We start from the raw sequence: 22,895 nt of genomic DNA, 5'->3' as shown, positions 1-22,895 counted from the left end.
CTTCAAAAAGGAGAGTTATGTTTTCTGTTAAAAGTTATAGTGAACTCAGTAAAGATGAATTATTTGCCATTTTACGGGCGCGGGTTGATGTATTTGTGGTAGAACAAACTTGCCCTTACCCAGAAATTGACGAAGTGGATAACAATGAACTGACCCAGCACGTGTTCTTGTTTAAAGATCAACAAGTGGCAGCCTATGCACGATGTTATAAAAAGAATGAGCAATTTAGCGCATTTGGTCGTGTGCTGGTAGCAGAGCAATTTCGTGGTGAAGGACTCGCAACCAAGCTGGTGCAAACTGCGATAGACACATGTAAAAAGCATTGGCCTGACAAAGCGATTATGATTGGTGCTCAGTGTTATTTAACAGGGTTTTATCAGCAATTTGGTTTTGAAAATGTGGGCGATGATTACCTAGAAGATGGCATTCCACATCAAGATATGTGTTTGAAGTAGCCTAAATGGCCACTTCAAACATAAACATTTGTTAGCTTAACAGAGAGTTAGCAAATACGAGCGAAATGGCTAGTGGGCAAATAAACTTGATATACCATGGCCATACTTTCCAGAAGAAGCTATTGGCAGCTTCAGGGCATCCTTGTTGAATTTCTTTTAGCAGTGACGCGCGATGCCAAATCCAACCAACAAAAATACAACACATTAAGCCTAGAATCGGTTGACCAATCTTAGTGGTTAAGGTGATCACAAAGCCAAACAAGGTGCCTAGGTTAAAGACAATTGTAAAACTAATGAGCGCAATAATACCGCCAATGATCCATGTAGCTTGCACACGCTTTAACGCAAAGCGTTCAACAGCATAGGAAACAGGTGCTTCTAGCATCGAAATCGATGAGGTTAACGCTGCAATACTCATTAACGCAAAAAATGCAAAGCCAACAAAAATACCCACATTACCCATGCTAGTGAATAGTGCCGGCAGCACTTGGAATACTAAGGTATCTTCTGAAAGTAGTGCGCCTTCAGCAGAGAAAATTTGTACGCCTTGAGCTTGAGCAACATACATAGCTGGAATAATGAGTAAACCCGCTACAAAGGCAATGAACACATCGATTAAAGTCACATAAGCGCCTAACGATACTAGGTTTTCTTTTTTGCTAATGTATGAGCCGTAGATGATCATTACGCTGGTACCAAGCGACAATGAGAAAAATGCTTGTCCTAGTGCATTCACTAATAACTCAGGGTTTAAAATCGATGAAAAGTCTGGCACTAAATACGCCTTTAGGCCTTCCATTGCGCCATCTTGCGTCATTACATAGATGATAAGCATAAACAAAATCCCTAACAGGGCAGGCATTAAGCGCTTAGACCACTTTTCGATGCCGTTTTCTACGCCCTTAGAGATAATAGAGACGGTTAAAATAATAAATGCGGCAGTGAATAGAAGGTTTCTTGATAGTGACTGCTCACTAAGCCAAGTACCAGCTTGCTCTTGACCGGCTAATTGTGCAACAGGCTCAAGGGTCGCACTCAGCATCCAGCCAGCCACAATCGCATAGAAGCTTAAAATTAGACCCGCACAAATAATACCGCCAAAACCCACCATGAAGGCGAACTTCTTTTGCCATGCTTGATTAGTTACTTTTCGAAGTGAAGTGACGGCATTAGCTTGACCATGACGACCAATTACTAACTCAGCCATTAAAGCAGGATAAGCAAGACAAAATGCTAACACTAAATAAGCCACTAAAAACGCGGCACCGCCATTACTTGCAGTTTGTGTTGGGAAACCCCAAATATTTCCTAAGCCAACAGCAGAGCCTGCTGCAGCCATAATAAATCCAAAGCGGGAGCTGAACTCCCCACGTGATGCGCTCATATTATTGTTACTTCTCTATTTGTGACGGCGCTGACAATCTACTCGAATTAACACTAAATAAAAAGGGTTAATCATCCGCATTTTGGTTGTTCTTCGTTATGTGCGAGCTGTCAGCGTAGAATTCGTGCAATTGCGCATTACAATACGAAACAATGAACACAAATGAAACATGTTTATTGGCTTTTATTTTGGATTGTTAAGCTAAAACACGCGCCACCTAGTTGCTTACTTTTTGATACTTCGACCGTGCCATGATGCCAATCAACCACTTTCGCAACGATAGCAAGGCCAAGCCCGTAGCTTTCTCCATCCCGGTTACGATGTGTTTGTTCTTGGAAAAATGGACTAAATACTTTTTGCCAGTTTTGTTCGCTGACACCCGGACCGTCATCTTCAATTTTTATGGTAACGGATTCACTGGTACTCGTAGCACTGAGTAAAATTTCTGATTCAGCAAAGTCGCAAGCATTACTTAATAAGTTAACAATGGCCCGAGCTAACCAGTGTAAATCAGCACAAATATCATCGCCTTCAACGTGGTGATTAATACGCAAGCCTTGTTGTTCAAGCTTAGGTTCAATCTGATGGATTAAAGTCAGAATATAGGTTTCTAGATCAGAATGATTAAAGGTCAGCTGATTCGCTTTTTGCTCAAGGGTTGCAAATGCTAGATAGCTTTTTAGCATTGACTCCATTTGATCTAAGTCGTTTTCCATTCGTGCAAGATACTCAAGGCGCTTTTCGTCATTGCTACAATCCTGTGCTGCCTCTAGACCAAATCGTAAGCAGGCGATAGGTGTGCGAATATCGTGAGATAAACTCGACGCCATTAACTTATTTTCATCAAGGAGTTTTTCAATTTGACTCGCCATGCGGTTAAATGTCAGTTCAACATCTTTGATATAGGTAAAGTGAGACAAGTGAATACGGCTTTTTAAATCACCTTTAGCAAAGCGCTGTGCCGCTTCGTTTAATACCGTTAAACGCTTGGCCAGTGGCGCAATGATAAAGCCCATAAATACGCATAACCCAGCGTAGAACAACAAGGTGAGTAATACATCGTTGCCTTGCTCGTGTGTTAAGTCTTTATCTAAACGCATTTTTAAGTGGTGTGTGCCCAAAGCTGCTTCACTGTAAAGTAAATAGTAGCCTTGCTGATCTTCGAGGATAAGGCCACTAGGTTGGGTCATTTGTGTTAACAATGAATGAGGTAGCGCAAGCGACTGTGTAGGGCGATACTCTAGTTGCACAGCAAAGTTTTGATTAATATCCGCAATAGCTTGCTCACGATCTTTAGCATCATACTTAGCGAGTTGCTTTGCAAAGCCTTTAATCATTTGTGTTTCGCTAGAAAACACATCCTGAGGTGCTTGGGTTTGTTGGCTAAAAGCATCAATTAGCCAACCCAACACGATGATTGAAAGCAGGGCACTGCTAAGGAGTGAGATATAAAACTTTTTCACAGGCGCGAGTCGTTATTGCCAAGCGGTGGCAACAAGTAAATAGCCTTTGCCCCAGATAGTTTTAATTTTTTCAGGGTGCTGAGGGTCATCATTAAATTTTTTACGTAATGATGAAATCAGCACATCCACACTTCTGTCTAAGCCATCATATTCGCGCCCTTTCGTTGCCTTAAACACTGCATCACGTGAAACCACTTGACCTGCATTACTTGCTAAATAATGGAGTAGTAGGTACTCAGCGCTTGAGATATGAACCTCATCATTATTAAAGTAAACGGTACGTGACTCAGTATTGATTGATAATTTACCCACATTAATAAGCTCAGAGCTTGTGCTTGATTCGTGTGTATCTGATTTAGAGCGAAGTGCTGCTTTTATACGTGCTAATAAAGCGCGAGGGCGAACGGGTTTCATCATGTAATCACTGGCACCTACTTCAAGGCCAATCACTTCATCCATTTCATCATCACGCGCTGTTAGCATAATAATCGGGGCCTGATAAAACTGTCTTAAATCACGGCACACACTAATACCGTCTTGACCAGGCAGCATAATATCTAACAAAACTAAGTCAGGGTTTGTTTTACGCACCTGTTCAACCACTTGATCGCCACGTTGGCATATAGTTGTTTGGTAGCCTTGTTCAATTAAATATTCCGCAACCCAATTGGCGAGTGAAATATCATCTTCTACTAATAAGATAGTTCCGTAATGTTCCATTATTTACTCCTGCTTAGAACAGCCGCCAACGACGTTTCTTCTGACGATTTTGGTAGACCCACTGTAATTGTATTTCAGTGCTTGCGACAACCTTACCGTTATCACTGCTTATAAGTTCAAAACCTATGGTTTGTGCTGAATCAAATTGGTATCTAAATAAGCCTTTTTGTTGCATCAACCAGCACTGAATAATGTGCTTGCTTTGTGCGTTACGTAAGCAGTAATTACCAACTTGTTGCTGATGCCATGTTAAATCAACTTCTGCGTAGCAATTTCTGCCTTCACGCAGCGCTACGCATGTGTCGGGCAGTGCAACTAACGCATTTTCAATATCTTTCTTACCTACAGATTGCTGCTCAGCGAGTAATGGCCCTGACAGTAATAAGGTAAAGCACAAGTAATACTTAGAAAACATAACGCACGCCTACCTTGGCTTTATGCTGATACTCTTGAGAAATTATAGGGCTTTGGTGAATATCGCTTGAAAACCAAGTCGATAACCAACCAGTTAAAAACACCCAATGCCTGTTAATTGGGTATTCTGCATGAAATTCAAAAATAAGGCTGTAAGAGGTATCTGGATTATATACAGGGCGAGTTTCTAGCGCTTCAGCTTCTGAAATGCCAAAGTAGTAATTTGTAAAGTCTTCTGAATAGGCACTTAAGCCAACGCCAGAGCGAAACTCCCAATTTCGCCAAGGAATGATCTGGCTAAAAAACGAATTCATTACCCAGCCATTATGTGCTCCTGAAATATCATGTAAGTACTCAAATGATATTTGCGAGTTTTCAAAGCGACGTGATAGGCGAAGACCTACATCAAAGTCATAGTCGCGTGTTCTGATCCCTTCAAGCTCTTTAATTACTTCGTTACCATAAATATTTAAGCCTGTTTCATCAAAGCCAGATTGAATGTTGGTGCCGACAATATCTAAGCCCCATTCAAATTTATCGATAACACTATAACCAAGGGTTAAACCGCCGCTAAGTTGGCTTTGGTCGTAATCGAGGTAAAAGCTGTCGTAAGAAACTGCGAGGTGTACGTCTGGCTCTATGCCATCATTGTAAGAGTCCATGCCTACAAGGTAAGAATCTTCAATGTAGTAACCTAAACCAATGCCCCAGTCCCATGCAAAGCCTTGGCTTGGCTCTAAAGTATTGTCTGCATAATAGCGGTTACTTGCTTGGCTTGTGGTACTAAGCAAGGTTAAACATATCAATAATAGGGCACTGTAAGCTCGCAATGTTGCTTCCTTGTCTGTTAGAAAGGGTAATAGCTTATAGTATATTGTTAAGGAGTTCCTGTAATCTGTAAAAAAATGTACTAGCAGGAATTAGAAATGTAAGAAAGTGTTGCAAATTCAAGAAGGAAGCTGTTTGCCTATGGGCAGACAAACAGCAAAAGCTAGTTACTGAACCTTAATTTTATCGATTAAAATACTGCTCAGGTAGTACTGCATCATAGGTGTAAGCGCGCTAATTTCAGTGCGGTTACACGGGCCTTGCTCTTTTTTTAAGGCGGTCATTTGCGTGATTGTTTGATAAGCAGGAATCGTCACTTCTTGATTAATTCGCGCCATGCGAGCTTGTTCCGAGTTTTGTTCGTGCACAAAGCTCGCTACTTCAAGCTCATTCTTGATTACTTGCTGTTGCACAAAGCTATAAATTAGTGGTTCACGATGAAAGCTCGCGCTATCAATCGATGATTTTGCGAACCACACAACATCACCAGTTCGCTTGTGAGTTAAGCGCATGCTTACTTGGCCTAAAATAGTCGCACATTGCTGAACGGGAAACTGTTTTGCAACTTCATCAAATAAAGGCAGAGGCTTTTCTGGTTTGACTAATTGATATTCTGTGTCTTCAATCAGTTCAAGATCAAGCTGGTGAATAGATAGGGTATAATCTGCTTGAGTAGCCTCTTTAACTACATTTAATTGTTTGGCTGCAAGTGCTTCAGTAAGCTGACCATACAGGGTATCAGTCACACTGGTTTTGTCGGCAACTATCACCACAGTTTGGTTTTTACTCACTGCATGTGCAGGCAACTGTACTGACTTCACTTTAGGAGCTGCATGCTCTGTTTGGTACTCAACTTGAAAACGTTGGCTTTGTAAGCTAGGTTTCTTAGGCATCGAAAGTAATGGAGCTGGCTCTGGTTTAAGGGCGCAACCAGCTGAAATTAAAGTAAAAAACAAAACTACAAGTAAGCGCATGAAAAATAGTCTACCCATAAAAAATTAAGATTAAGCGTATTGTACGTTAGTCGAGGCAAAAGTTCATGATATTATGTTATGAGAAACTTCCTAAACAGACTTAAAAAAATAAATAATGAAGTACAGCTTATCTTTAATCTCTTTTCTTTTCTCTTTATTGCTACTTTTAGTGAGTGGCGAAGCTGCTTCGAGTGATAAGCAATGGCAAACATTTGTTGCTGATTATAATAAACACCTTACTCGTAAGTTAAGAAGCAAAGGGATCCCTGGTGGCTCATTGGCGATTGTAAATATTGGTCATGATGATTTTATTAACGGTATTGGTCGAACAAAAATAGAAAAAGGTCGCAAAGTCGATAAACATACCCGCTTTCGATTGGCTTCAGTCTCTAAAACCTTTGCGGGCTCATTAACCGCTAAACTTGCAGCGCAAGGGGAGTTTAATATTGATGACCCAATAAGTAAGTTTATTCCTGCTTTTTCTAATACTGCTTACAAAGATGACTTAAAAATTTATCACATCCTTAGTCATTCTAGTGGCCTAGTACCTAATGCATACGATAACCTAATTGAGTCGCGTATGAGTTACCCAGATATTGTCGAGCGGCTATTGACTGTTGAGCCTATCTGCAAACCAAGCGAGTGCTACGGCTATCAAAATGTGATGTTTAGTTTGATTGACTCAGTGATTTATCAATCAACACAGATGGACTACTCACATTGGATTTCAGAATATATCTTTGCGCCTTTAAAAATGGTGGATGCCAGTGTTGGTTTTGAGGGGATGGTTAAAGACAATAATTATGCTCATCCTCATGTACGCGGAAGAAAGCGTTGGTATACATCTCGTTTAAAGAAAAATTACTATAAAGTGCCTGCAGCTGCAGGTGTGAACGCCAGCGCAAATGACATGGCTATTTGGTTAAATGCGCAGTTAGGGCAATACCCTGACGTATTACCACTCGAAGCATTGATCAAACAAACCCGTCCTTATACACATACTAAAAAAGAAACTCGTCGCCGAGTTTGGCGAAGTCATGTTAAAGATGCTTACTATGGATTGGGTTGGCGTGTTTACAACTATGATGATGAAGTACTTTATTACCACAGTGGTTGGGTGCAAGGTTATCGCAGCGATATTGTAGTATTTCCGCATCTAAACATAGGGTTTAGCTTAGTTCTCAATGCAGAAACAGGGTTAATTAATGAATTAACTACCGAGTTTATTAATCGGGTTCTTAAATACACGCGAGAGCAAAAATAGCCTAGCTAAAAAGTTTAGTTACAAATTAATGCAAAATTATTTTTGCCTACAAAAAAGCCAGCATATTTGCTGGCTTTTTCTGATTCGAAATTTCACAAGGCAGGATTAACCGCGTGGTAATTGAATCTTTTTCTCTTCGCTTTGGCGATACAATACAATTGTATGGCCAATTGTTTGTAGTTTTGTTGCGCCTGTCTCGCGAACAATTGCATCAAAAATCAATGCTTTAGTTTCACGTTCATCTGTAGGAACTTTAACTTTGATTAGTTCATGAATTTCTAGAGCGCTTTCAATTTCAACTAAAACGCCTTCTGTTAATCCGTTTGCACCAAGTAATACAACAGGTTTTAAACTGTGCGCTTGGCCTTTTAAAAACTGCTTTTGTTTGTTCGATAATTTCATCATGTTACAAATTTTGCTGAATATGGCTTGAATTAAGGGTATTCTAACGCCATCTAAAGAATATTACTAATTAGTTACGTATTAATTTTATGGCAAATAAAAAACATTCAGCCAGTTCTAAGCGTTGGCTGAAAGAACATTTCGACGATCCTTATGTTCACGAAGCGCAAAAGAAAGGTTGGCGCTCTCGTGCGGTATTCAAATTAGACGAAATTCAAAACAAAGATAAATTAATCAAACCATCGATGACGGTGGTTGATTTAGGTGCTGCGCCAGGTAGTTGGTCGCAATATCTAGCAGAAAAAGTTGGTGATAAAGGCCAAGTAATTGCTTGTGATATCTTACCTATGGATTCCTTAGCAGGTGTTGACTTCTTACAAGGCGACTTTCGTGAAGAAGCGGTACTTGATGCACTATTGACCCGTATTGATGGAAAAAATGTTGATGTAGTTTTTTCTGATATGGCACCCAATATGAGTGGCAATACATCTGTTGACCAAGCTGGTAGTATGTACTTAGTTGAGTTGGCATTAGACATGTGCCACCAAGTTTTAAAGAAAAATGGCGCATTTTGTGTCAAAGTCTTCCAAGGCGAAGGATTTGATCAATACTTGCAGGAAGTACGTAATAGCTTTAAAGCGGTTAAAATTAGAAAGCCCGATGCATCACGCGCCCGTTCTCGGGAAGTTTATATAGTGGCGACAGGCTACAAACTGTAGTACAGTTGTGCTGCGTTAAGTTGAATTTAAATTAATTGGATACAAGAGGTTAACTCCTTGAGCGATATGGCGAAAAATCTAATACTCTGGCTGGTCATTGCAGTTGTGCTAATGTCAGTGTTTCAGAGCTTTAATGGTGGTGATCAGGCAGATCGCCAAACAAGTTACACTCAATTTGTTAGCGACGCTCGTAGTGGCGCTATCCAAGAAGTCTCAATTGAAAGCACCACAGGTACGATTACTGGTACTAAAACAAATGGTGAGCGCTTTCAAACCATCATGCCAATGTATGATAAAGACATCTTGAATGATCTTTTAAAAAGCAACGTTAATGTAAAAGGCGTTAAGCCAGAAGAGCAGTCATTCCTCGCCAGCATTTTAATCTCTTGGTTCCCGATGTTACTGCTTATTGGTGTGTGGATTTTCTTCATGCGTCAAATGCAAGGTGGTGGCGGTAAAGGCGCGATGTCTTTCGGTAAGAGTAAAGCGCGTCTGATGAGTGAAGACCAAGTTAAAACGACGTTTGCTGATGTTGCTGGTTGTGACGAAGCGAAAGAAGATGTAACTGAACTTGTAGACTTCTTACGTGACCCATCAAAATTCCAGAAGCTAGGTGGTAGCATCCCGAAAGGTGTGTTGATGGTTGGTCCTCCTGGTACAGGTAAAACGTTACTAGCTAAAGCGGTAGCTGGTGAAGCTAAAGTGCCGTTTTTCACAATTTCAGGTTCTGATTTCGTAGAAATGTTTGTAGGTGTTGGTGCATCACGTGTACGTGACATGTTCGAGCAAGCGAAAAAAGCAGCACCTTGTATCATCTTTATTGATGAAATCGATGCAGTAGGCCGTAAGCGTGGCGCTGGTATGGGTGGTGGTCACGATGAGCGTGAGCAAACACTTAACCAAATGCTTGTTGAAATGGACGGCTTTGAAGGTAACGAAGGTATTATCGTTATCGCTGCAACCAACCGCCCAGATGTATTAGACCCTGCGTTATTACGTCCTGGCCGTTTTGACCGCCAAGTTGTTGTTGGTCTTCCTGATATTCGTGGCCGTGAGCAAATCCTTAAAGTTCACATGCGTAAGGTGCCACTAGGCGACAACGTAGAAGCCGCAGTTATTGCACGTGGTACGCCAGGTTTCTCTGGTGCTGACCTTGCAAACTTAGTTAACGAAGCCGCGTTATATGCAGCTCGTGGTAACAAACGCGTAGTAAGTATGGCAGAGTTTGACGCTGCAAAAGATAAAATCATGATGGGTGCAGAGCGCAAGACCATGGTGATGAGCGAGCAGGAAAAAGAAATGACTGCTTACCATGAAGCGGGTCACGCGATTGTTGGTCGCATGGTACCTGAACATGATCCAGTTTATAAAGTGTCTATCATTCCTCGTGGACGTGCGTTAGGTGTTACTATGTACTTGCCTGAGCAAGACCGTGTGAGCCACTCAAAAGAGCTTTTAGAGTCAATGATCTCTAGCCTTTACGGTGGTCGTATTGCTGAAGCACTGATCTACGGTGAAGATAAAGTGACAACTGGTGCAAGTAACGATATTGAGCGTGCAACCGATATTGCTCGTAAAATGGTTACCCAATGGGGTCTAAGTGAAAAGCTAGGTCCATTACTTTACGCTGAAGACCAAAACGAAATGTACATGGGTGGCGGCGGTAGCCGTGCTATGAGCATGTCTGATGAAACTGCAAAAGTGATCGACACAGAAGTTCGTTTATTCTCAGATCGTAACTACCAACGTGCAGAGCAAATCCTTAAAGATAACATTGATATCTTACATGCGATGAAAGATGCACTAATGAAGTACGAGACGATTGATGCGGGTCAAATTGATGACTTAATGGCACGTCAGCCTGTACGTGAGCCTCGTGATGTTCATGACCGTCGCTCAGATGATAAAAAGCCTAGTGCGAAGGCTGAGCCTGTTGTTAATGAGACAAAAGCGGATGATTCAGTAAAAAAGGATGAAACAAGCCTTGATGACAAACCTGAATAGTCGTTAAAATATAAGAAGCAAAAGCCCCGGATGCCGGGGCTTTTTTGTAGCATAAAATTGGCTCACTATCGTTGTTGAGCAAATGCATGGAAGTTTGAAGGTAAAAATGACCGCTCTTAAATTACCTCGAGGTCGTATTTTACACCTCGACTCCCCAGTGGTAATGGGGATTCTAAATGTCACTCCTGATTCATTTTCTGATGGTGGAAGTTATTGCCAGCTAGACAGCGCTGTCAAACAAGCTCATATGTTATTAAATCAAGGTGCAAAAATAATTGATATAGGCGGTGAGTCAACTCGTCCAGGGGCACCTGATGTTTCTCTTGAAGATGAACTTGAACGCGTTATTCCTTTAGTGAAAGCGCTAAGAGCAAGCAGTGATTGTATTATTTCCATTGATACCAGCAAGAGTGAAGTAATGCGCCAAGCGATAATCGCAGGAGCTGACATAATCAATGATGTTAGAGCGTTACAGGAGCCTGGGGCGGTAGAGGTATTGGCACAATACCCAGAGGTGGCAATTTGCTTAATGCATATGCAAGGTCAGCCCCGTACTATGCAAAGTAACCCACATTATGATGATTTATTTGCTGACATTAACGAATTCTTTGCAGAGCGTTTAGCCGCGTGTGAGCAAGCGGGCATTCAGCAACAACGTATTATTTTAGACCCAGGTTTTGGCTTTGGTAAAACACTGGCTCATAATTACGAAATCTTAAATAAGTTTGATGTATTTAACCAATTCAAATTACCGGTTCTTGCGGGGTTATCTCGTAAATCAATGATCGGTAATTTATTAAATAGAGACACACATGAACGCTTAGCGGGAAGCCTTGCCGGCGCGCTGATTGCAGCACAAAATGGTGCTAAAATTATTCGCGTTCATGACGTACAAGAAACTGTTGATATGCTTAGCGTTTGGCAAGCATGTACTAAAGGAATTACAAATGAGTAAAACAAGAAAATATTTCGGCACGGACGGTGTACGTGGCATGGTTGGTGAGTATCCAATCACTCCAGAATTTGCGCTAAAGCTAGGTTGGGCTGCAGGTCGCGTTTTATCAAAAATTGGCACCAAAAAAGTCATTATTGGTAAAGATACCCGCATTTCTGGCTATATGCTTGAAACATCTCTTGAGGCAGGTTTGATTGCTGCTGGTATTGATGTTGTTTTGCTAGGGCCAATGCCAACGCCGGCGGTTGCGTATTTAACGCAAACGTTCCGTGCTGAAGCGGGTATTGTGATCAGTGCATCTCATAACCCATACCATGATAACGGAATTAAATTCTTTTCAAGCAGAGGCTTAAAATTACCAGATGATGTTGAGCTTGAAATTGAAGCTATGATGGATGAGCCAATGACCTGCGTTGCCTCTGACAAGCTTGGTAAAGCGCGTCGTTTAGAAACAGCTGATGGGCGCTACATTGAGTTTTGTAAAAGCCAATTCCCACAAGGTCTATCGCTAGAAGGTCTAAAAATTGTACTCGATTGCGCAAATGGTGCTACATACCATATTGCACCGTCAGTAATGCGTGAGTTAGGTGCTGAAGTAATCTGTCACGCCTGCGAGCCAAACGGGGTAAATATCAACCTTGAGTGTGGTGCAACCCATGTTGAAACGCTTAAACGCAAAGTATTAGAGCATAATGCTGATGTTGGTATTGCCTACGATGGTGATGGTGACCGAGTAATGATGGTTGACCACAATGGTCGTGTATTTGATGGTGATGACATTGTCTATATTATTGCTTGCCAAGCTGCAAATGACGATATTTTAGGTGGTGGTGTCGTTGGCACTGTGATGTCTAACATGGGTCTGGAAAATGCCTTAAAAGCGCGCGGTATTGGTTTTGCTCGCAGTAAAGTAGGCGACCGTTACGTAATGGAACTACTGCAAGAAAATGGCTGGAAAATCGGCGGTGAAAGTTCAGGTCATGTATTAAACCTTGATTTAATCAGCACGGGTGATGGCATTATCTCAAGCTTGCAAGTATTAGCAGCAATGGTTGCGCAGAATAAAACATTGCAAGACTTAGGGGCTGGTTTTACAAAATACCCAATGAAAATGATCAATGTTCGTTACCCACAAGGTAGCGATCCAACACAAGATCAAGCTGTAGTTGATATGGTAGCGCACGTTGAAGAACAGTTAGGTGATACTGGCCGAGTATTACTTCGTAAATCAGGAACAGAGCCTGTTGTGCGAGTAATGGTTGAAGCTGAGCAGGAAAAAGTTGTGCTTGATAGTGCACGTAAAATAGCTGAAGTTGTCGAAACTGTGAGCAAACAAACCGAGGCATAACAATAACCTCTTGTAACTTTGGGCAAGTCGAGTTAGTATCTTGCCCGCTTTCTAATGTGGAGTGGAATAATGGCAACACGTAAGCCGATGGTCGCAGGTAATTGGAAAATGAACGGCTCTTTAGAGCTTGTTGAACAGTTATCAACTGCAATCAAAAATGTTCAATCGGATGAACTGGATATAGTGGTGTTTCCGCCATTCCCATTGTTGAGTTCTTTGCAGCAACAAAACGTCACGTTTGGTTCGCAAACAGTCTCTGAAAACCAAGCTGGTGCTTTTACTGGTGAAGTTGATGCTCAGCTAGTCAAAGACCTAGGCGCAGCTTACACTTTGGTTGGTCACTCTGAACGTCGTAGTATCTACGGTGAGTCAGATGAAGTTGTTGCAGATAAGTTTGCGCGAGCGCAGCAAGTTGGCTTAACTCCTATCCTATGTGTGGGTGAAAGTGAGCAGCAACGTGAAGCAAACGAAACTGAATTAGTGGTTGCAGCTCAAATTGATGCTGTAATTAGCAAATTAGGTGTAGCAGCACTGAAGAATTCTGTGGTAGCATACGAGCCCGTTTGGGCCATTGGCACAGGTAAGACTGCCTCTCCTGAGCAAGCGCAAGCCGTGCACAAGTTTATCCGCGAGAAGATTGCTTCTTCAGATAGCGACGTAGCACAGCAATTAACCATCTTATATGGTGGTAGCGTGAATGAAAAAAATAGCGAATTATTATTTGCACAACCAGATATAGACGGCGGCCTTATTGGTGGCGCGAGTCTTAAAGCAGATTCATTTACTGCTATCTGTGAAAGTGCAAAAGGGACCGTATAAGATGTACGAAATTTTATTAGTAGTTTATTTAATTGTTGCTTTAGCATTAGTTGGTATGGTTTTAATCCAACAAGGTAAAGGCGCAGATATGGGTTCATCATTTGGTGCTGGCGCTTCTGGTACCGTATTTGGCTCATCAGGTGCTGGTAACTTCATGACTAAAACAACAACAATCTTAGCGACGATTTTCTTCGTACTAAGTATTGTTCTAGGTAACCTTACTGCAGGTCAAATCAAAAAGACTGATGAGTGGGAAAACCTAGAAGCTGCGCCAGCTGTTGAAACTGTAACGCCAGCACAATCTGATGTGCCTGCGACAGAAGATAAAACGTCTGACGTACCTAACTAATTAGCTTTGCTAATTATCGTTAAGCAGTTTTCACTCCTCAAGTAAACGTTAAGCTTAACAACATACAGAATTGTATGCGGATGTGGTGGAATTGGTAGACACGCCATCTTGAGGGGGTGGTGGCTTCGGCCGTGGGGGTTCAAGTCCCCCCATCCGCACCAAAAATTAAAAAGCTGTAACTCACTGAGTTACAGCTTTTTTCGTTTTAGTGCTTAATAAAACAAAATGCGCACCTTTATAGTGCTTTTATTCTAATGCCATTCCCCTGCCCGAAATTAACTCATTGATTATTAAGTGAAATAAAACTTGGAGCCTTCCTTGCTTAACTAGAGTGGGTATCTCTACTACTTTGAGGAAGCAAGATGGCAAGAATGAGTTATTTAAGTGCTATAGAACGCTATGAAGAGCAACAACAGCTTATTCATGAACTGCTTCTTTCTATACTTGCCAGTGTTCAGGCATCGTTGACTAACAAGCAAGCGTATCAACAGCTTGTCAATCAATATCCATTTCTAGAATTGCAATATTGCTTGAATGAACAAGGCATTCAGCAAGGTGATAATGTTTGTTTTAAGCGTCAGTACAACAAGAAACTGGGTCATATTGGGGCTGGGCAGGACTTAAGTGCTCGGCCTTATTTTTTAGTCGCTTCGTTAACACCCGTGCCGCATTTTACTTCGCCATATATTTCGACTGCAACTAAGCACCTTTGTATCTCAGTGATCAAAACAATCCCTTCAGGCAACGATGAACAGCAGTTTTTGGTTATCGATGTGTGCTTAACAGAGCTGATTGAATTTATTATGGGAGACACCAAGCGAGCCAGAATGACTCCTTACTTTAAGGTAGGTTATGGCCTGATTGTAGCTTGCTTATTCTGTTTGGTATTTTACCTGTTATATAAAGTGTTTGCCGGTATGGTGGACTTAGTCATAAGCGAAGATACCCAGTCAGACCCGCTTAAGCCTTTTACCATTATTATCTTTGTTACTTTAGCGTTGGCCATTTTTGATTTAGGCAAAACAATTCTAGAAGAAGAAATCCTCATGCATAAGGATATTTTTCGCCACAGCTCAACAAGACGTACGATCACACGTTTTATCTCAACAATTTTGATTGCTGTATCGATAGAAGCCTTACTTACCATGTTTAAAGCAGCACTCGGGCAAACTGAGTATGTTATACCTGCTGTATTGATGATGTTTGCTGTGGTAGGTCTGTTGATTGCACTGGCAATTTACGTTTACCTAGGCGCCAAGGCTGAAGATGTATTGACCCAGGTGCAACGCTTAAAAGTAAAACATTAATGAATAGGGCGCTTGTGTAAAACGCAGCGCCCTGAAATTGATTAAAGTGTACCGCCAATACCAATACTTGGGTTAACGTACACAGGGCCTACTTTAAACGGCGCATTAATATCTAGGCTTGCATAGGGCGTGCAGGCATTTAAAGCTAACATTGCAGCTGCAAGAGCAGCTAAGCGAATCATTTTTTTATTCATTACATTTGCTCCTGAATTACAATACCAGCACCCGCTGGATCACGAATAATGGCGACGCTGCCACTTCGTACTTTGTCATTTGGTGCCATAAGTACTATGCCGCCTGCTGCGGTTACTTTTAATAGGGTCGCGTCAACATCGGCTACTTTAATGTAATTCACCCATGTGTTGCCTATCTCGGCATCTGGTTTTTTTACAAAGCCAATCGCAGGTGTGCCATTTAAGGCTAAGTAACTGTAATTGCCATTACTAAGCGGTTTATTTTGTGCTGAATAATTACCAAGTGATTGGTAAAAGGCTTTGCTCTGCTCTGGGTTATCACTCCATACTTCTTGCCAAATCCAACCGTTATCAGTTTGCTGAGTTTCAGGGTCACCATTTACGGTATTGATCAGTGAAAAAACAGCCCCTTGAGGGTCTTCTAATACAGCAATAGTGCCACGGCCTTTAATTTCAGTACTGCTTACTAAGACTTTACCTCCGGCTTTGATAGTTTTTTCACTAACGGCAGCGATGTCTTTACTACTGATAAGGCTCAGCCAGTGGCTGGCATTTTGTTTATTATCAAGCTCTGCTATACCAGCAATTAATTTTCCGTCTAATGATGCCAGCGTATAGCTGTCGTTAACGGCTTGAAACTGCCAACCAAATACACTGCCATAAAATGTTTGAGATTGTGCCAAATTGGGTGTAATCAAATCATGCCACACAACGTGACCTGAGTTTTTTGTTCCTGAATCACTGATTGCAGGTAATTCACTTGAGGTAAGCTGGCAACCTGTCAATGAGACCGCTGTGACTGCCATTAAAATTGTGGCGCGTAAGGGGGTGAGTAATTTCAAAGTTTGCTCCTTGCAAAATGGGGTCAAGTAAAAGCATAGACCATTATTTGTTTGTTATTCAATCAAAAACGATTTTCCCAAAAGGCAAAGGGTTAAATAATTATTTTGCAAAAATACTTAAAGCTTTGAGCAATGCTGTATAGAGCAAGTTATAGGCGCTAGGATGGAAACAGAGTCATGAGGTATTACCGAGGTACAATTCACTTGCAATTTAGCCCGCAAGTTTATTGAGTTTGTCTATATTTCTTTCGCACCACTGCAAGGCTTTTTGTTTGTTTTTAACATTAATTTTTTGGTAAATCTTGTGCAAGTGAACACGCACAGTCGCTTCGCTAATAAATAAAGCATCGGCGATTTGAGGGCATGTTGCGCCAGAAGAAAGCAAGTGCAGTACTTTAGACTCTTTATACGTTAAGTTACTTGATTGAATTTGATGTTTTTGCTCAGCTTCGAGCATCACTCTCATCCATTTATCGCTCACTGTTCTTGGAAACCAGAGAGCTCCTTTTTTAATTTCTTGTAGCCCTTGTTCAAAAATATCTGTCTTGGTGTTTTTAAAAAATAACCCTTTTAGTTTCGGCCAGTCTTTTAATGGCAGCACATCCGCTCTATCAGGCATATTAAAAATTACCAAATGATGAAAGCCATGGATCTTCATAAACTCACTTATTAAATCACGGTTGGTCAAAGTGTCTAAAGAGTCGTAATTAAGCAGCAGAGTTTTATCATCGTTCGCAATACAGTAAGGAAGAGTCGAAGCAGGTGACACAAAATCAGCCGCGTTTTTATTAAAAAGAAAATCCATATTCACGCCAAAAACTATCGGTAAATGATAACAAGTAAGTTGTGTTGCTGATTATTACGTTTAAAAAATGAAATTCCAACAGAGGAAAATCTTGCGCACATTTTTGTTTAGTTAGCTTTTGCTAACTTGGCTGCACTTTATTAAACATTACCTGAGCTAGGTACTCTTTTAAAGGTGAGAAATTTCTGAAATTTATTTCTACTTGATTGAAAAGCAATAAAAATAACGTTCATTTTTTGTTCATTTTAATTGTGTTACCCAGAAAGTTTACTGCGATAATACAAAACTAAACATTTATTTTTATTTACTTTTATGTAAAGAATCTAGTGGCTTATAATTCGAAAATATGTAGGTAATGTGGTTTATTTATACAGTTTTTGATAAAAATTAAAATAATTATACATATTTTCACAAAACTGACATATAATACCCCTCCAGAGGAAAGATGCTTATACCTAAGCGTCTTTTTTTATGCCTGAAATTTACGGGTAAAAATACACACACGGTATCCTTTGGAGTTTTAATTGAAATTACGTCACCTCTCACAGTTAACTGTAGCCATTGTTGCTGCATTATCTACTTCAGCCTTTGCTGAGCAAGAAAAAACCACTGCTAAACAAGATGCTTTTGAAAAAATCGAAGTAACAGCGCGTAAGCGTACAGAAAGCATTTTTGAGTCGCCAACCGCAGTGACATCAATCGGTGAAAACCTGATTGATAAAGCGAACATGAGCAACCTAGAAGACATCGGTAAATACGTACCTAACCTAAATATCACTCGTTATGGTGTAGGTAATGCGGCCCATGCATCTGTATTTATTCGTGGTATTGGTTTACAAGACCACGTGATCACAACTGATCCGGGTGTAGGTGTTTACTTAGACGGTGTTTACCTTGGTCGCCAAATGGGCTCTAACTTATCATTACCAAATGTTGAGCGTGTAGAGGTATTACGTGGTCCACAAGGTACTTTGTACGGTCGTAACACATTAGGTGGTGCAGTAAATATTATTACTAAGCAACCTGGTGATGAAGGCATTGTGACTACAAATGCAAAAGTAGGTAGCCGTGGTCGTTTAGCCGGTGACGTTTACTTTAATAACAGCCTTACCGACACTGTAAGCATGTCTGCAAGCGTGTCTTATAAGCAACGCGATGGTGTAGGTGAAGCAATTAACCTTGCTAACCCAGAAAAAGAAATTGGTGAAGAGCAAGAGTTAAGTGGTCGTATGGCGCTTAAATGGCAAGCAAACAGCGACTTATCTTTTGTGTTCTCAATTGATGGTGTTGATAACGAATCAGGCCAATCACCATACACAATTGAACTAACGGCGCCACTTGACCCGAATGACCCATTCAATGGTGATTTCCCATTACTTACAGAAGACATGTTGCCAAGCGATCCTGATGACTTAGCAACGACGGTAGCGGGTATTGAGTCGACGGCTTATTCAGGCTGGGGTACTTCATTAACAGCTGACTGGGATATCAATAATACGTATACAGCTAAGTTCATCACCAGCTACCGTAGCTCAGAATACGAAGGGGGTCTTGATGATGATGCTGTTGCCCTTAACTTATCTGAATTCCCAGAAGAAGGCGGCGCAGATCAATATTCATTCGAAATCCAGTTAAATGGTAGCTTCGATAATATGGACTTTGTGTCTGGCTTATACTTCTTTAATGAAGATGGCTTCACAAGCTCTGGCCCGTTTGTATTTAGCCCATTCAACACACCTGATGGTCTTCTGAATGATGGTACTACAGCGTCTTTTGGTGATTATGGTTACTTTGATATCAACCAAGAGACTAACTCATACGCAGCTTATATCAATGCAAGCTATGACCTAAGCGATGATTTAACTGTGGGCGGTGGTCTACGTTATTCAAAAGATAAAAAAGAAGCCGATGCCTTATTCCCAACGTTTGCGACACGTAAATACGTAAGTGCTGATTTTGATGCGGTAACATGGGATTTAAATGCGTCGTACCAGCTTAGCAATAACATGAACGTGTATGGCCAAATCCAAAAAGGTTATCAAACAGGTGGTTTCCCACCGCGTCCATTTGGTGGCCCAGATCAATTTGTTTCTTTCGATGAAACAAAAGCTATTAACTACGAGCTAGGCCTTAAAGGTCAGGTACATGAAGATGTATCTATGATGCTTGCGGTGTTTGTCACTGATTATACCGACCTGGCATTACCATTCTCAGATCCAACTGCAGGTGGCGGTTTCGTTACTATCGTAGAAAATGCGGGTGAGTCTAAAGCACAAGGTATCGAGCTTGAGACAACAATCGCATTTACTGATGACTTTACGCTACGTAGCGCAATTGGTTACCTAGATTCAGAAATCACAGAAGTTGATGACGGTGTATTAGGTATTGGTAAAGGTGATTCACCAGCACTAACACCACGTTGGACTGTGATGGTCGCACCTTCTTATTTCATTGATTTAAGTAACGGTGGCACAGTGGCAGTTAACGCTAACTATTCATACCGTAGCGATATGCAAGGTCAATCAGTTTACAACCAAAGTGAACACATTGATTCTCGTGAATTAGTGGGTTTCAACATTTCTTACTTAAACCCGAACGGTGACTTTGAAGTGACTCTTTACGGTGAGAACGTGTTAAACGAAGTATACGATGTGGGTCGTTTACAACAATCTGGTTTTGTTGGAGTAATGCGCAGCAATGACCGCAGTGAATTTGGCTTAAAATTCAAAAAAGAATTTGAGCTTTAATTACTAACAAAGAAGGGCAAGTAAATACTTGCCCTTTCTTTTTAATTATTTTTCTCTTGCTCGCGTTTTTCGCGCGCTTCTCTTAATTCTTCAGCCAGTTCTTTTGCTTTTTGCTTGGTTTTTTCAGACAGCTCACCAGCTGCTTCTTTACTCTCAATCCATGCATCTAAGGCAATTTCTTTACCGTCGTCATACATGCTCAAGCCCATTTTCTTACTCTCTTCGAGTAACTCTTGCAGTGAGTCGTCGTTAAACTCGTTGGTGGCGTCTTTTACGTCACTCCAAGCATCATTTAGGGCTTGCTTTACTTCCTCTTTTGCTTCGCTGGCATCTTTCTTGGCTTGCTCTGCGTCATCACAACCTGTTAAGGCAATACAGCCTAATAAAACTAAGCTTGCTAATTTGTTCATATTTTTCTCTAATGGTTAATTAACTATTAAGCAGTATAAGCAATAAAAAATGAATATAGCTAGAACAGCACGATTAAGTTTTCGGTTAATGGATGAAAATGATGCCGAGCTACTTTATGAGCTCGATAACGACCCTGAAGTAATGAAACATCTCACTCGCGGCAAAGTATCCACTATGCAGACCATTAAAGAGGTGTTTATTCCACGCTTGAATGCCTATAGAAATGAGCAAAAAGGGTGGGGGCTTTGGCAAGTAAATATCATCGAGAGCAATACCTTTATCGGTTGGGTATTAGTCAGGCCCATGGGCTTTTTTGAACAGCCTGATTTTAGTGATCTAGAAATTGGCTGGCGCTTTAAAAAAATGAGCTGGGGCAAAGGCTATGCGTCTGAGGCTGCACTTGCCATTGCTAAAGCCGTAAGCGAGCCAGAAGAAGTAAAGTCGCTCAGTGCCACAGCACTTAAAGATAACCTAGGCTCAATAAAGGTGATGGAAAAACTAGGCCTTAAGTTTGTAAAAAACTATACCCATAAAGATGAGCAAGGTGAATTACCTGCAGTACTTTATTCATGTCCTAAAGAGCAGCTTAGCTAAGTTAACCGTAACTAATTGACCTTATCGGTTTCACATGTCTAAATGGTCAAAATAACATCAAGAAAAAGGAAGTACCATGGCAAATTTAGTCAAATACGCGGCACATCTGTTGATCGTTACCGCGATATTCTTTCATCCGTCAAGCTTTGCAAAACAAGCGGCTGTCGCGATGCCAGATAGTTACAGCAGTGATACGGCGCGCGCTATTTTAGAGCAAGGCGGTAACGCCGTTGATGCGGCAATTGCGGCACAGTTTGTATTAGCGGTTACTTTACCTGAAGCCGGTAACATTGGTGGTGGTGGCTTTATGCTGATCCAAAAAGATGGCAAAGGTGATTTTATTGATTACCGCGAAACAGCCCCAGCTGCAGCTCATCGCGATATGTACCTTGATGATAAAGGCGATGTTATTGATAACATGTCTGTGTACGGTATTCACGCAAGTGGTGTTCCGGGCAGTGTTGCTGGAATGTGGCTTGCCCATCAAAAGCACGGAAGCTTAGAGTGGAAGACTCTGCTAGAGCCTGCAGTTAAATTAGCCGAGCAGGGCTTTATTGTGCATCCTAAGCTAGCAGCGAGTATCGAGCGTTATATTGCGCGAATGGCCAAAAAGTCGGTAAACATTAACTTTGCTGATTACTTTGCCGATGCCAAAGAAAATAAGGTATTTAAGCAGCCGGAACTTGCCGCCACACTAAAACGTATTCGTGATCAAGGTAAAGCAGGTTTCTACGAAGGTGAGACAGCAAAGATCATTGCGACGTTTATGAAGCAACACGGCGGTATTATTACTGAGCAAGACTTAAAAGCTTATGAAGCTAAATCGCGTACACCGATTAAAGGTAATTGGCGCGGTTACGAAGTGCTCACATCGCCACCGCCAAGTTCAGGTGGTATTGCTATTTTGCAGTGGCTAAAAATGTACGACTTGGCAAAGCCAGAAGGAAAGCTTGAGCACAACTCGACCACCTATGTTCATATTTTGGCTGAAGTAGGTAAACGCGTATTTGCCGACAGAGCTGAATATTTAGGCGACCCAGATTTTTATGAGGTGCCAAAAACAGCTCTACTTGCAGATGATTACCTCAGCAATCGAGCAAGTACAATTCGCCCAGATGCCATTTCAACAACTGAGAACATCAAACCAGGTTTACACGAAAGTGAGCAAACAACGCATTTTTCTATTCTAGATAAGTGGGGCAATGCTGTTGCGAATACCACGACCATCAACTTAAGTTTTGGTAGCGGCGTGGTTGTATCGGGCGCAGGATTTATTTTGAATGATGAAATGGATGACTTTAGTGCCAAGCCAGGTGTGATGAATGTATTTGGTGCAATTGGTGGTAAAGCTAACGAAATTCAACCCCATAAACGCATGTTGAGCTCAATGACACCGACCATTCTACTTCAGGATAACAAAGTTAAAATGGTAACTGGCTCTCCGGGTGGTACCACGATTATTAGCTCTGTGTATGAGTCTATTTTAAATGCGGTTGAATTTGATATGACAGCAGAGCAAGTGGTAGACAGCCCACGCTTTCATCACCAGTTATGGCCTAAAAATGTGATTAGATACCACACTGGTCTTGAACCAAAGGTTGTTAAAGCGCTTGAGAAAATGGGTTATACACTCGATGAACGCCATTTTGGTGATATGCATGTGATCATCAATAAAGACGGTAAATTAGATGCAGCTTCTGAAGCATCTGGCCGTGGTAAGGCGATGGTGTTTTAATTACACCTTAAACCAGACACAAAAAAGCACCCTCGGGTTAATGCTGATCAGTTAAGAAGTTGATCAGTTGACCGATCAGAATGATCATGCACAATCCGTAGTTAGGCAACTAACTACGGATTTTTTTGTGAATATAGAACAAGCTCTTCATTCTGCTTTCGA

General features: G+C 41.3%; 23 protein-coding genes and 1 tRNA gene. 13 read left to right on the top strand and 11 right to left on the bottom strand.

The annotated features are described in order from the left end of the window. The first annotated feature begins 17 nt into the window (after nt 1-17). Complete coding sequence (locus tag ABMY41_RS05750; protein WP_175078971.1) at nt 18-455, top strand: GNAT family N-acetyltransferase; 438 nt, start codon at nt 18-20, stop codon at nt 453-455. Between the two features lie 31 nt (nt 456-486). Here ABMY41_RS05750 and ABMY41_RS05745 read toward each other — a convergent pair whose 3' ends face one another. The 6 genes from ABMY41_RS05745 to ABMY41_RS05720 all read right to left on the bottom strand — a co-directional run bounded on the left by ABMY41_RS05745 (nt 487) and on the right by ABMY41_RS05720 (nt 6,238). Then, the gene (locus ABMY41_RS05745) at nt 487-1,839 is read right to left on the bottom strand and encodes a sodium-dependent transporter (protein ID WP_063529127.1); all 1,353 of its coding nucleotides are present in this window, start codon (nt 1,837-1,839) and stop codon (nt 487-489) included. Nucleotides 1,840-2,012: 173 nt separating this feature from the next. Next, complete coding sequence (locus ABMY41_RS05740; RefSeq protein WP_289096754.1) at nt 2,013-3,302, bottom strand: ATP-binding protein; 1,290 nt, start codon at nt 3,300-3,302, stop codon at nt 2,013-2,015. 12 nt (nt 3,303-3,314) lie between these two features. Continuing rightward, nucleotides 3,315-4,022 carry a response regulator transcription factor gene (locus tag ABMY41_RS05735; RefSeq protein WP_289096753.1) on the bottom strand — a complete coding sequence of 236 codons (708 nt, stop codon included), beginning with the start codon at nt 4,020-4,022 and terminating at the stop codon, nt 3,315-3,317. A gap of 13 nt (nt 4,023-4,035) precedes the next feature. Continuing rightward, nucleotides 4,036-4,437 carry a DUF3019 domain-containing protein gene (locus tag ABMY41_RS05730; protein ID WP_289096752.1) on the bottom strand — a complete coding sequence of 134 codons (402 nt, stop codon included), beginning with the start codon at nt 4,435-4,437 and terminating at the stop codon, nt 4,036-4,038. After that, nucleotides 4,427-5,266 carry a MipA/OmpV family protein gene (locus ABMY41_RS05725; protein ID WP_130167013.1) on the bottom strand — a complete coding sequence of 280 codons (840 nt, stop codon included), beginning with the start codon at nt 5,264-5,266 and terminating at the stop codon, nt 4,427-4,429. Before ABMY41_RS05725 ends, ABMY41_RS05730 begins: the two co-directional genes overlap by 11 nt. A gap of 165 nt (nt 5,267-5,431) precedes the next feature. Next, a complete protein-coding gene (locus ABMY41_RS05720) occupies nt 5,432-6,238 on the bottom strand; it encodes a hypothetical protein (protein WP_252948633.1) in 807 nt (268 codons plus the stop codon). Between the two features lie 115 nt (nt 6,239-6,353). On the opposite strand from ABMY41_RS05720, the gene ABMY41_RS05715 reads away from it, so the two are divergent. After that, nucleotides 6,354-7,502, top strand: a complete 1,149-nt coding sequence (locus tag ABMY41_RS05715; protein WP_289096750.1) for a serine hydrolase domain-containing protein — start codon at nt 6,354-6,356, stop codon at nt 7,500-7,502. 105 nt (nt 7,503-7,607) lie between these two features. Here the strand turns inward: ABMY41_RS05715 and yhbY are convergent, their stop codons facing one another. Continuing rightward, a complete protein-coding gene (gene yhbY, locus ABMY41_RS05710; protein ID WP_062564320.1) occupies nt 7,608-7,904 on the bottom strand; it encodes a ribosome assembly RNA-binding protein YhbY in 297 nt (98 codons plus the stop codon). 89 nt (nt 7,905-7,993) lie between these two features. On the opposite strand from yhbY, the gene rlmE reads away from it, so the two are divergent. From rlmE to ABMY41_RS05670, 8 genes are all read left to right on the top strand, one after another. Continuing rightward, nucleotides 7,994-8,623 (top strand): 23S rRNA (uridine(2552)-2'-O)-methyltransferase RlmE, encoded by a 630-nt coding sequence (gene rlmE / locus ABMY41_RS05705; protein WP_054551703.1) that lies wholly within the window; start codon nt 7,994-7,996, stop codon nt 8,621-8,623. Nucleotides 8,624-8,689: 66 nt separating this feature from the next. Further along, entirely contained in the window at nt 8,690-10,627 is a 1,938-nt protein-coding gene (ftsH, locus tag ABMY41_RS05700) for an ATP-dependent zinc metalloprotease FtsH (RefSeq protein WP_251602676.1), read from the top strand. A gap of 106 nt (nt 10,628-10,733) precedes the next feature. Further along, the gene (gene folP, locus ABMY41_RS05695; RefSeq protein ID WP_349274315.1) at nt 10,734-11,582 is read left to right on the top strand and encodes a dihydropteroate synthase; all 849 of its coding nucleotides are present in this window, start codon (nt 10,734-10,736) and stop codon (nt 11,580-11,582) included. Then, nucleotides 11,575-12,930 carry a phosphoglucosamine mutase gene (glmM, locus tag ABMY41_RS05690; RefSeq protein WP_289096745.1) on the top strand — a complete coding sequence of 452 codons (1,356 nt, stop codon included), beginning with the start codon at nt 11,575-11,577 and terminating at the stop codon, nt 12,928-12,930. Before folP ends, glmM begins: the two co-directional genes overlap by 8 nt. Before the next feature lie 69 nt (nt 12,931-12,999). Next, the gene (gene tpiA / locus ABMY41_RS05685) at nt 13,000-13,749 is read left to right on the top strand and encodes a triose-phosphate isomerase (RefSeq protein ID WP_055020942.1); all 750 of its coding nucleotides are present in this window, start codon (nt 13,000-13,002) and stop codon (nt 13,747-13,749) included. A 1-nt stretch (nt 13,750) separates the two neighbouring features. After that, nucleotides 13,751-14,098, top strand: a complete 348-nt coding sequence (gene secG / locus ABMY41_RS05680; RefSeq protein ID WP_054551698.1) for a preprotein translocase subunit SecG — start codon at nt 13,751-13,753, stop codon at nt 14,096-14,098. Between the two features lie 76 nt (nt 14,099-14,174). Continuing rightward, a tRNA-Leu gene (locus ABMY41_RS05675) sits at nt 14,175-14,259 on the top strand. A 201-nt stretch (nt 14,260-14,460) separates the two neighbouring features. Then, nucleotides 14,461-15,405 carry a general glycosylation pathway protein gene (locus ABMY41_RS05670; protein ID WP_349274314.1) on the top strand — a complete coding sequence of 315 codons (945 nt, stop codon included), beginning with the start codon at nt 14,461-14,463 and terminating at the stop codon, nt 15,403-15,405. A 41-nt stretch (nt 15,406-15,446) separates the two neighbouring features. Here ABMY41_RS05670 and ABMY41_RS05665 read toward each other — a convergent pair whose 3' ends face one another. The 3 genes from ABMY41_RS05665 to ABMY41_RS05655 all read right to left on the bottom strand — a co-directional run bounded on the left by ABMY41_RS05665 (nt 15,447) and on the right by ABMY41_RS05655 (nt 17,246). Then, a complete protein-coding gene (locus tag ABMY41_RS05665; protein ID WP_167350228.1) occupies nt 15,447-15,599 on the bottom strand; it encodes a hypothetical protein in 153 nt (50 codons plus the stop codon). Next, on the bottom strand, nt 15,599-16,441 hold the full coding sequence (locus ABMY41_RS05660; protein WP_289096741.1) for a VOC family protein: 843 nt from the start codon (nt 16,439-16,441) through the stop codon (nt 15,599-15,601). Before ABMY41_RS05660 ends, ABMY41_RS05665 begins: the two co-directional genes overlap by 1 nt. Before the next feature lie 211 nt (nt 16,442-16,652). Beyond that, nucleotides 16,653-17,246, bottom strand: a complete 594-nt coding sequence (locus ABMY41_RS05655) for a LuxR C-terminal-related transcriptional regulator (RefSeq protein ID WP_289096740.1) — start codon at nt 17,244-17,246, stop codon at nt 16,653-16,655. 524 nt (nt 17,247-17,770) lie between these two features. Here ABMY41_RS05655 and ABMY41_RS05650 point away from each other — a divergent pair. Beyond that, a complete protein-coding gene (locus tag ABMY41_RS05650; protein WP_055196989.1) occupies nt 17,771-19,993 on the top strand; it encodes a TonB-dependent receptor in 2,223 nt (740 codons plus the stop codon). 41 nt (nt 19,994-20,034) lie between these two features. On the opposite strand, the gene ABMY41_RS05645 is transcribed toward ABMY41_RS05650, so the two are convergent. Beyond that, nucleotides 20,035-20,403, bottom strand: coding sequence for a hypothetical protein (locus ABMY41_RS05645; protein ID WP_054551695.1), 369 nt, complete (start codon nt 20,401-20,403; stop codon nt 20,035-20,037). 49 nt (nt 20,404-20,452) lie between these two features. Between ABMY41_RS05645 and ABMY41_RS05640 the strand changes: the two genes are divergently transcribed. Next, nucleotides 20,453-20,998 carry a GNAT family N-acetyltransferase gene (locus tag ABMY41_RS05640; protein WP_289096738.1) on the top strand — a complete coding sequence of 182 codons (546 nt, stop codon included), beginning with the start codon at nt 20,453-20,455 and terminating at the stop codon, nt 20,996-20,998. Between the two features lie 76 nt (nt 20,999-21,074). After that, entirely contained in the window at nt 21,075-22,733 is a 1,659-nt protein-coding gene (gene ggt, locus ABMY41_RS05635) for a gamma-glutamyltransferase (protein ID WP_349274313.1), read from the top strand. Nucleotides 22,734-22,895: the final 162 nt, after the last annotated feature.

Origin of the sequence: Pseudoalteromonas sp. BZA4 (assembly GCF_040104395.1) — a bacterium.
GTDB lineage: Bacteria > Pseudomonadota > Gammaproteobacteria > Enterobacterales > Alteromonadaceae > Pseudoalteromonas.
The sequence above is the reverse complement of the archived record's forward strand: the minus strand, read 5'-3'. Positions and strand labels throughout refer to the sequence as shown.

Excerpts from the sequence above, each read along its gene's own strand:
- ABMY41_RS05750 (WP_175078971.1), top strand. The coding sequence starts at position 18 with ATGTTTTCTGTTAAAAGTTATAGTGAACTCAGTAAAGATGAATTATTT.
- ABMY41_RS05745 (WP_063529127.1), bottom strand. The coding sequence starts at position 1,839 with ATGAGCGCATCACGTGGGGAGTTCAGCTCCCGCTTTGGATTTATTATG.
- ABMY41_RS05735 (WP_289096753.1), bottom strand. The coding sequence starts at position 4,022 with ATGGAACATTACGGAACTATCTTATTAGTAGAAGATGATATTTCACTC.
- ABMY41_RS05730 (WP_289096752.1), bottom strand. The coding sequence starts at position 4,437 with ATGTTTTCTAAGTATTACTTGTGCTTTACCTTATTACTGTCAGGGCCA.
- ABMY41_RS05720 (WP_252948633.1), bottom strand. The coding sequence starts at position 6,238 with ATGCGCTTACTTGTAGTTTTGTTTTTTACTTTAATTTCAGCTGGTTGC.
- ABMY41_RS05715 (WP_289096750.1), top strand. The coding sequence starts at position 6,354 with ATGAAGTACAGCTTATCTTTAATCTCTTTTCTTTTCTCTTTATTGCTA.
- yhbY (WP_062564320.1), bottom strand. The coding sequence starts at position 7,904 with ATGAAATTATCGAACAAACAAAAGCAGTTTTTAAAAGGCCAAGCGCAC.
- rlmE (WP_054551703.1), top strand. The coding sequence starts at position 7,994 with ATGGCAAATAAAAAACATTCAGCCAGTTCTAAGCGTTGGCTGAAAGAA.
- ftsH (WP_251602676.1), top strand. The coding sequence starts at position 8,690 with ATGGCGAAAAATCTAATACTCTGGCTGGTCATTGCAGTTGTGCTAATG.
- folP (WP_349274315.1), top strand. The coding sequence starts at position 10,734 with ATGACCGCTCTTAAATTACCTCGAGGTCGTATTTTACACCTCGACTCC.
- glmM (WP_289096745.1), top strand. The coding sequence starts at position 11,575 with ATGAGTAAAACAAGAAAATATTTCGGCACGGACGGTGTACGTGGCATG.
- tpiA (WP_055020942.1), top strand. The coding sequence starts at position 13,000 with ATGGCAACACGTAAGCCGATGGTCGCAGGTAATTGGAAAATGAACGGC.
- secG (WP_054551698.1), top strand. The coding sequence starts at position 13,751 with ATGTACGAAATTTTATTAGTAGTTTATTTAATTGTTGCTTTAGCATTA.
- ABMY41_RS05670 (WP_349274314.1), top strand. The coding sequence starts at position 14,461 with ATGGCAAGAATGAGTTATTTAAGTGCTATAGAACGCTATGAAGAGCAA.
- ABMY41_RS05665 (WP_167350228.1), bottom strand. The coding sequence starts at position 15,599 with ATGAATAAAAAAATGATTCGCTTAGCTGCTCTTGCAGCTGCAATGTTA.
- ABMY41_RS05655 (WP_289096740.1), bottom strand. The coding sequence starts at position 17,246 with ATGGATTTTCTTTTTAATAAAAACGCGGCTGATTTTGTGTCACCTGCT.
- ABMY41_RS05645 (WP_054551695.1), bottom strand. The coding sequence starts at position 20,403 with ATGAACAAATTAGCAAGCTTAGTTTTATTAGGCTGTATTGCCTTAACA.
- ABMY41_RS05640 (WP_289096738.1), top strand. The coding sequence starts at position 20,453 with ATGAATATAGCTAGAACAGCACGATTAAGTTTTCGGTTAATGGATGAA.
- ggt (WP_349274313.1), top strand. The coding sequence starts at position 21,075 with ATGGCAAATTTAGTCAAATACGCGGCACATCTGTTGATCGTTACCGCG.